The sequence below is a fragment of the Phenylobacterium sp. genome (assembly GCF_044371015.1).
Lineage (GTDB): Bacteria > Pseudomonadota > Alphaproteobacteria > Caulobacterales > Caulobacteraceae > Phenylobacterium.
In genome coordinates, this window is the sequence record NZ_JBILUK010000152.1 from 1 (window position 1) to 7640 (window position 7640).

Below are 7640 nucleotides of genomic sequence, written 5' to 3' on the forward strand. Positions count from 1 at the left end.
AGCGTCCCACCGGCCGGCCGGGCCGAGCCGTCGGCGGCCATGGTCTCCAGATTGATCCGCGCCTGCACCGCGTGCCCCCGTGGCTCAGGCACGCGGTCTTGCCCCAGTCCCAGGTCCGCCAGGGATTGGCCCGCGGCGACCTCAAGCTGGAGACGCACGAGATCCAGGCCGATGACCTCCTCGGTGACGGTGTGCTCCACCTGCAGGCGCGCATTGCCCTCGATGAAGACGATCTCGTCGCCGTCCACGAGGAACTCCATGGTGCCCAGACTGCGATACCCGGCAGCCCGGCCGAGCGCGACGCCATAGCCGAACAGACGCTCGCGAACCCCGGCGGGCAGGGTGTCGGCGGGCGCGATCTCGATCACCTTCTGGCGCTGGCGCTGCAGCGAACACTCACGGTCCCAGAGGTGGATCACCTCCGAGCCGTCGCCCAGAATTTGCACCTCCAGATGCCGCGCGCGCGGCAGAAACCGCTCGACATAGAGATCGCCATTGCCGAACGCCGCCTTGGCTTCCGAGGCGCAACGCTCGAAGGCCGGTTCCAGCTCCTCCAGCGTGGTGACCGGCCGCATGCCCCGGCCGCCGCCGCCGGCCACCGCCTTGACCATCACCGCGCCATGCTCGGCGAAGAACGCCCGCGCCTGATCCAGGCTCGTCGGGCCGTCGGTTCCGGTCAGCACCGGTACGCCGCACCGCTGTGCGAGCGCCCGGGCGCGGCCCTTGTCGCCGAACAGCTCCAGGGTTTCCGGAGTCGGCCCCACAAAGGTCAGCCCCACTGCGGCGCAAGCCCGCGCGAACGCGGCGTTCTCCGACAGGAAGCCATAACCCGGATGCACGGCATCCGCGCCCGCCGACTTGGCCGCCGCGACCACCTGATCGATGTCCAGATAGGCGGCAGGCCCCGAGCCTTTCAGCGCGACGGCGTCATCGGACTTGCGGACATGCAGCGAGGTCGCATCGTCCTCGGAATAGACGGCGACCGTCGCCAGACCCATCTCGGCGGCGGTGCGCGCAATGCGCACGGAAATCTCGCCCCGGTTGGCGATCAGCAGCTTCCGCAACGATCCATCCCCTCAAACACTTGTTGGGACGCATCATGCCCTTCCCTTCCCGTGCGCGGGAAGGGGGTTACGCCTTCAGCATCTCCGGTGTCACCGGCAGGCTTCGGACGCGCTTGCCCGTGGCCGCGAAGATGGCGTTGGTCAGCGCGGGGATCGCCGGCGGCAGGGCCGGCTCACCCAGGCCCGTTGGCGGGAATTCGGTCTCCAGGAACTTTACTTCCACCGGACACGACTCCGACATCCGCATCAGCGGATAGTCGGTGAAGTTGCTCTGCTGCACCGCGCCCTTGTCGATGGTGATCGTCTGGTGGAGAGCCTCCGACAGACCGTCGAGCACCGAGCCCTGCACCTGATTGATCGCCCCGTGCGGGTTGATGATGGTGTGGCCCACATCGGCGGCGACCCACACCTTCTTCACCTTCACATTACCCTCAGGCGACACGGCCACGTGCGCGACCTCGGCGAAGTAGCCCAGGTGGCTGTAGTAGCAGCCGACACCCATGCCCTCGCCCTTGGGCAGCTTCTTGCCCCAGCCGGACATTTCGCCGACCGCCTGCAGCACGCCGCGCATGCGGCCTGCGCCGAACGCCGCCGGGGGTTCGCCGACCACAGCCTTGTCGCCCAGCAGCTTGATCTGGAAAGCGAGGGGGTCGGCGCCCGCAGCGTGCGCCAGTTCGTCGATGAACGACTGGAATGCAAAGGCCAGGGCGTTGGAGCCCGGGGCCCTCAGCGGACCGGTCGGAACGCCGAGCGGCATGGCGCTGATTTCGTAGCGCAGGTTGGGCACGAAGCGCGCGGGGAACTCGTGCGCCGCCATGCCGGCGCTGGGCGCCACGGCGGGGTGGGTTCCGTACGTCACGAAGTGGTCGTGCAGCGCCACCACATTGCCCGCCGCGTCGACGCCGCCCTTGAAGAAGTGGAAGCCGCCCGGTCGGTAATGATCGTGGGCCATATCGTCTTCGCGGGTCCAGACCAGCTTGACCGGCGCGCCGGCCTCGCGGGCGATCCAGGCCGCCTCGACCATGTAGTCGTTGGCCAGCCTCCGGCCGAAGCCGCCGCCGCCACGGACCATGTGCACGGTGATGTCCTCGGGCTTGAGACCCAGGGTGCGCGCGCAGAGCTGGCGGCCCGGCTCGGGGTTTTGGGTCGGCGCCCAGACCTCCAGCTTGCCGTCCTTGAATTCCGCCGTGCAGTTCTGCGGCTCCAGATTGGCGTGGCTGAGGAACGGATAGGCGTAGGCCGCCTCCACCACCTTGGCGGCGCCCTTGAGCGCGGCGTCGACGTCGCCGTCGTTGCGCACGCTGCGCTGCGCCTTGCCGGCGCTGAGCGCCACAGCCTGTTCAGCGAAACCCTTGGACGACTGCGCCGAAGTCGGGTGATCCGCCCAGACCACGTTCAGCCTGTCGCGCCCCTTCTTGGCCGCCCACCAGTTGTCGGCCACCACCGCCACCGACGGCAGCAGGCCCTGACCAATCATGCCCGCCGGGAAGAGGCCGTTGGGATCACCCTCGATGATAAAGGCCTTGCGAACACCCTTCACCGCCCGGGCGGCGTCCAGATCGGCGCTCACCACCTTGGCCCCGAACACCGGCGCCTTGATGATGCTGGCGTACAGCATGCCGGGCCGGCGCTGATCGATGCCGAAGAGCGGCTGGCCTGTGACGATCTTGACCGTATCGTACTGGCGGGTCGGCCTGCCGACGATCTTGTAGTCCTTCTTGTCCTTCAGCGTCAGGCTCTTGGGGTCCGGCGGCGTCACCGTGGCGCAGGCCAGCGCCAGAGAACCATAGGTGCGTTTCTTGCCGCTGGGCTTGTGGATCACGACGCCAGCTTGGGTCGCGCAATCGCCGGGGCCGCAGTTCCACGCCGTCGCCGCGGCCTGGATCAGCATGGCGCGCGCCACGGCTCCCACGCGGCGGTGGTCATCCCAGTGCATAGGCGTGGCCATCGAGCCGCCGGCGAACTGGCGGCCGAACGTCTTGGGATCGTTGGGCGCCATCTCGACGGTGACGTCCTCCCAGGCCACGTCGAGCTCCTCGGCGATCAGCATGGGCAACATGGTCTTCACGCCCTGACCCACGTCCGGGGTCTTGGCCAGGATGGTCACCTTGCCGTCGGGGGCTATGGTCACATAGGCGTTGAGCGGCCGCAGGGCGGTGTCCTGCGCTTCGGCCTTACCGGCCACGGTGAAGCCAAGGGTAAGGCCGGCGGCGGAGACGGAGACCAGCACCTCGCGGCGGTTGGCGGCGCCCACCAGGGCGGTGTCATGGACGGTCATGATCAAACCTCCTTTTGGCCGGAGGCGCGCTTGATGGCGGCGCGGATGCGGACATAGGTGGCGCAGCGACAGATGTTGCCGTCCATGGCCGCGTCGATCTCGGCGTCCGTAGGCTTCGGCGTCGAAGCCAGCAGCGCGGTGGCCGACATGATCTGGCCAGCCTGGCAGTAGCCGCACTGAGCGACATCCAGCTCCATCCAGGCGGCCTGGACCTTCTTGCCGATGGCGTGATTGGCCATGCCCTCAATCGTGGAGATCTTGGCCTTGCCGACAGCTTCCGTCGGAGTCTGGCACGACCGGACCGGCTGACCATCAATGTGCACGGTGCAGGCGCCGCAGGCCGCGACCCCGCAGCCATACTTCGTGCCCACGAAGCCCAGGGTGTCGCGCAGCGTCCAGAGGAGCGGCGTATCGCCCTCCACATCGGCGCGAACCGCCTTGCCATTGACGTTGAGGGTGTAGGCCATCGCCCAGGGTCTCCCGATGAACTGAGGCATGCTACCTTGCAGCGTGGCGCCCGACCAGCCCTTGCACCGGCCCGCGCGGAGACCTTTATCCGCACCATGACGGTTCCGGCCAAGATCTGCGGCATCAGCACGCCCGAAGCGGCGCACGCCGTGCTGGACGGCGGCGCGGCCTTCGTCGGCTTCAATTTCTTTCCGCGTTCGCCGCGCTACGTCACACCCGATGCCGCAGCCCGGCTGGCGGCGCCCATGCGCGGCGGGCGCACCCGGATCGTGGCGTTGGCCGTGGATCCAGACGACGCCGAGCTGGACCGCATCGTCGCAGAGCTGCAACCGGATCTGATCCAGCTTCACGGCCACGAGACGCCTTCGAGGGTGCGGCAGGTCGCGGTTCGCGCCGGCCGGGGCGTGATCAAGGTCCTTCCGGTCTCCAGGGCCGCGGATATCGACGCCGCGCGCGACTATGAACCGGTCGTCGAGCATCTGATGTTCGACGCCAAGCCGCCCAAGGACGCGGATCGCCCGGGCGGCCTGGGGGAACCCTTCGACTGGAACCTGCTCGCCGGCCGCCGCTTCGCCCGCCCCTGGTTCCTGGCGGGCGGCCTCAATCCCTGGAACGTCGCCGAAGCCATGACCGCCACCGGCGCCGCCTTCGCCGACGTTTCCTCTGGCGTGGAGCGCGGTCCGGGACTAAAGGACCCCGCCCTGATCACGGCCTTTCTCGACGCCGTGCGCCGCGCCTGAAAGCCCAGCCTGAGTGCCATGAACGCGCCCGTCACACCGCCCGCTCTTCCGAACGACTACGCCGCGTATCCCGACGCGCGCGGCCGCTTCGGCGACTATGGCGGCCAGTACGTGCCCGAGACCCTTATGCCGCTGGTCCATGAACTGGATGCAGCCTATGCGGCGGCCAAGGCGGACCCGGCGTTCCAAGCGGAACTGGCGGGCTATCTGACGCACTATGTGGGCCGGCCGAGCCCGCTCTACTTCGCCGAACGACTGACCCGGCATATCGGCGGCGCGAAAATCTACCTCAAGCGCGAGGAACTGAACCACACCGGGTCACACAAGATCAACAACTGCATGGGCCAGATCCTGCTGGCCATGCGGATGGGCAAGACGCGGATTATCGCCGAGACCGGCGCCGGTCAGCACGGTGTCGCCTCGGCCACGGTCTGCGCCCGCTTCGGCCTGCCCTGCGTGGTCTATATGGGCGCGGTGGACGTGGAACGGCAGAAGCCCAACGTGTTCCGCATGAACCTGCTGGGCGCCGAGGTCCGGCCGGTGACGTCCGGCTCGGCGACGCTCAAGGACGCCATGAACGAGGCCCTCCGCGACTGGGTCACCAACGTCCACGACACCTACTACCTGATCGGCTCGGCGGCGGGCATGCACCCCTATCCGGCCATGGTCCGCGACTTCCAGGCCATCATCGGCCGCGAGACCCGCGAACAGATTCTCGAGGCCGAGGGACGGCTTCCGGACGCGGTCGTGGCCTGCGTCGGCGGCGGCTCCAACGCCATCGGCATGTTCCATCCGTTCCTGAACGACGACAGCGTGCGCCTCTTCGGCGTCGAGGCGGCTGGCGAGGGCGTCGAGACCGGGCGCCACGCCGCAGCCATCAACGGCGGGCGGCCCGGTGTCCTGCACGGCAACATGACTTATCTGCTGCAGGACCGTGAAGGCCAGATCGAGGAAGCGCATTCGATCTCCGCCGGCCTCGACTATCCGGGGATCGGTCCAGAGCACGCCTGGCTGCACGATGTGGGTCGCGCTCGGTACCTGACCGCTACCGACTCCGATGCCCTGGCGGCCTTCAGACAGCTATCCGAACTGGAGGGCATCCTGCCGGCTATCGAGACCTCGCACGCCCTCGCCCGGCTGCCGGAAATCTGCGCCGAGGTCGGCAAGGACGGGATCGTGGTGGTCAACCTTTCCGGCCGCGGCGACAAGGACGTCAACACCGTCGCGGCGCACCTCGGTCGCGTGATTTAGGGACCGGTGTCTTGAGCAAAGCCCGTCTCGCCGCCCGCTTCGCCGCGCTCAAGGCCGAGGGCCGCGCCGCCTTTGTGCCCTATGTGATGGCGGGCGACCCCGATCCGGTCACCGCGCGCGCCATTCTGGAGGGCCTGCCGGCCGCCGGCGCCGACCTGATCGAGCTGGGCTTCCCGTTCTCCGATCCTATGGCCGAGGGACCTCCGATCCAGCGCGCCGCACAGCGCGCGCTCGGACACGGCATGACGCTGAAGGCCACGCTCGGCATGGTCGCGGACTTCCGCACCGCTGATGCGACCACTCCGATCATCCTGATGGGCTACACCAACCCGCTGGTGACCTGGGGCTATGACGCCTTCGCCCGCGACGCGGCGGCGGCCGGCGTCGATGGCTTGATCATCGTCGATCTGCCGCCGGAAGAATCCGATCCGCTGGCCGACGCCTGCGACACCCATGATATCTCGCTGATCCGGCTGGCCACGCCCACCAGCGATGATGCGCGACTTCAGGTGGTCGTCTCGCGCACGTCGGGCTTCGTCTACTATGTCTCGGTCGCAGGCGTGACCGGCGTGAAAGAGGCCGACGCCGCCGCTGTCGCGCCCCAGGTGGCCCGGGTCCGCGCAGCCTCGGGCCTGCCCGTCGCCGTCGGCTTCGGCATCAAGACGCCCGAACGCGCCGCCGCAATCGCGCGGGTCGCCGACGGGGTTGTGGTGGGTTCCGCCCTGGTCGACGAGGTCGCCGATGCGCTCTCCGACCACGACAACGTGACCGCGCGCGTGTTGTCCAAGGTCGCCGCACTTGCCAAGGCTGTTCGCGCCGCGCGCACCGAGCCGGCGACGGTCTGAAGGACATCGATGGCCGACCCGCGTAACGACAAGCCGGCCCGTCCGGCCCCGCCGCGTGAACGCCGCGGCTGGCTCTCGCGCATTGCGCCCGGCGTGCGCAACCTCACCAAGCGCGACACGCCCGACAACCTCTGGGTCAAGTGCCCCGAGACCGGCGAGATGCTCTATCGGCCGGACCTCGAAGCCGCCCTCTGGGTCACGCCATCGGGCCACCACATGCGTATCGGCGCGAAGCTTCGGCTGGCCTACACATTCGACGACGGCAGGTTCGAGCGGATCGCGACGCCGATCGTGCCGGACGATCCGCTCGGCTTCCCTGACGACAAACCCTATCCCGAGCGCCTCAAGGCCGCCCGCAAGGCCACCGGCGAGCAGGACTCGATGGCCATCGGTTACGGCCGGATCCAGGGCCAGCCGGCGGTGGTGATCGTGCAGGACTTCGCCTTCATGGGCGGTTCGCTGGGCATGGCGGCGGGCGAGACCTTCGTGGTCGCGGCCAAGGCGGCCGTGGCGCGCGGCGCGGCGCTGGTCATCTTCACGGCCTCGGGTGGCGCGCGGATGCAGGAGGGCACGCTCAGCCTGATGCAGATGGCCCGCACCACCCTGGCGCTCAACGAAGTCAAGGCCGCAGTCTTGCCCTATATCGTGGTGCTGACCGACCCGACCACCGGCGGCGTCACCGCCTCCTACGCCATGCTTGGCGATATCCACCTGGCCGAGCCCAAGGCCACCATCGGCTTCTCCGGCCGCCGGGTGATCGAACAGACCATCCGCGAGACCCTGCCCGACGACTTCCAGCGCTCAGAATTCCTGATGGACCACGGAATGGTCGACCAGGTGGTTCCCCGCGCCGAGATTCCGATCCGCCTGGGCTCGATCCTCAAGACGCTCATGCTGGGACGTGACCGCCTTCCTGTTTAGCCTCATTTCCGTTTCCCAAATCCTCCCCCAACGGGGGAGAGGCACCGCGCGCAGCGTGGTGGAGGGGGGCCTG

Annotated in this window: 7 protein-coding genes; 4 read left to right on the forward strand and 3 right to left on the reverse strand. The window is 68.5% G+C overall.

Features of this window, described 5'->3' with window-relative positions; translation table 11 throughout:
* The 3 genes from ACIQ3R_RS12480 to ACIQ3R_RS12490 form a co-directional block, all read right to left on the reverse strand.
* Nucleotides 1-1064: biotin carboxylase N-terminal domain-containing protein (locus tag ACIQ3R_RS12480; RefSeq protein WP_397418961.1), on the reverse strand; the 1064-nt coding region annotated here is incomplete at its 3' end.
* 67 nt (nucleotides 1065-1131) lie between these two features.
* On the reverse strand, nucleotides 1132-3342 hold the full coding sequence (locus tag ACIQ3R_RS12485) for a molybdopterin cofactor-binding domain-containing protein (protein ID WP_397418963.1): 2211 nt from the start codon (nucleotides 3340-3342) through the stop codon (nucleotides 1132-1134).
* A 2-nt stretch (nucleotides 3343-3344) separates the two neighbouring features.
* Complete coding sequence (locus ACIQ3R_RS12490; RefSeq protein ID WP_397418965.1) at nucleotides 3345-3809, reverse strand: (2Fe-2S)-binding protein; 465 nt, start codon at nucleotides 3807-3809, stop codon at nucleotides 3345-3347.
* A gap of 96 nt (nucleotides 3810-3905) precedes the next feature.
* Here ACIQ3R_RS12490 and ACIQ3R_RS12495 point away from each other — a divergent pair, with 96 nt between their 5' ends.
* Genes ACIQ3R_RS12495 through accD form a run of 4 tightly spaced genes read left to right on the forward strand, consistent with a single transcriptional unit; the run spans nucleotide 3906 to nucleotide 7567 of the window.
* A complete protein-coding gene (locus ACIQ3R_RS12495; RefSeq protein ID WP_397418967.1) occupies nucleotides 3906-4550 on the forward strand; it encodes a phosphoribosylanthranilate isomerase in 645 nt (214 codons plus the stop codon).
* An 18-nt stretch (nucleotides 4551-4568) separates the two neighbouring features.
* The gene (gene trpB / locus ACIQ3R_RS12500) at nucleotides 4569-5801 is read left to right on the forward strand and encodes a tryptophan synthase subunit beta (protein WP_397418969.1); all 1233 of its coding nucleotides are present in this window, start codon (nucleotides 4569-4571) and stop codon (nucleotides 5799-5801) included.
* A gap of 11 nt (nucleotides 5802-5812) precedes the next feature.
* Complete coding sequence (trpA, locus tag ACIQ3R_RS12505) at nucleotides 5813-6646, forward strand: tryptophan synthase subunit alpha (RefSeq protein ID WP_397418971.1); 834 nt, start codon at nucleotides 5813-5815, stop codon at nucleotides 6644-6646.
* Nucleotides 6647-6655: 9 nt separating this feature from the next.
* Nucleotides 6656-7567: an acetyl-CoA carboxylase, carboxyltransferase subunit beta gene (accD, locus tag ACIQ3R_RS12510; RefSeq protein WP_397418973.1), complete on the forward strand. Its 912-nt coding sequence runs from the start codon at nucleotides 6656-6658 to the stop codon at nucleotides 7565-7567.
* Nucleotides 7568-7640: the final 73 nt, after the last annotated feature.

What these genes read in the sequence shown, in the direction of transcription:
- ACIQ3R_RS12485 (WP_397418963.1), bottom strand. Translation starts at nt 3,342, where the DNA reads ATGACCGTCCATGACACCGCCCTGGTGGGCGCCGCCAACCGCCGCGAG.
- ACIQ3R_RS12490 (WP_397418965.1), bottom strand. Translation starts at nt 3,809, where the DNA reads ATGGCCTACACCCTCAACGTCAATGGCAAGGCGGTTCGCGCCGATGTG.
- ACIQ3R_RS12495 (WP_397418967.1), top strand. Translation starts at nt 3,906, where the DNA reads ATGACGGTTCCGGCCAAGATCTGCGGCATCAGCACGCCCGAAGCGGCG.
- trpB (WP_397418969.1), top strand. Translation starts at nt 4,569, where the DNA reads ATGAACGCGCCCGTCACACCGCCCGCTCTTCCGAACGACTACGCCGCG.
- accD (WP_397418973.1), top strand. Translation starts at nt 6,656, where the DNA reads ATGGCCGACCCGCGTAACGACAAGCCGGCCCGTCCGGCCCCGCCGCGT.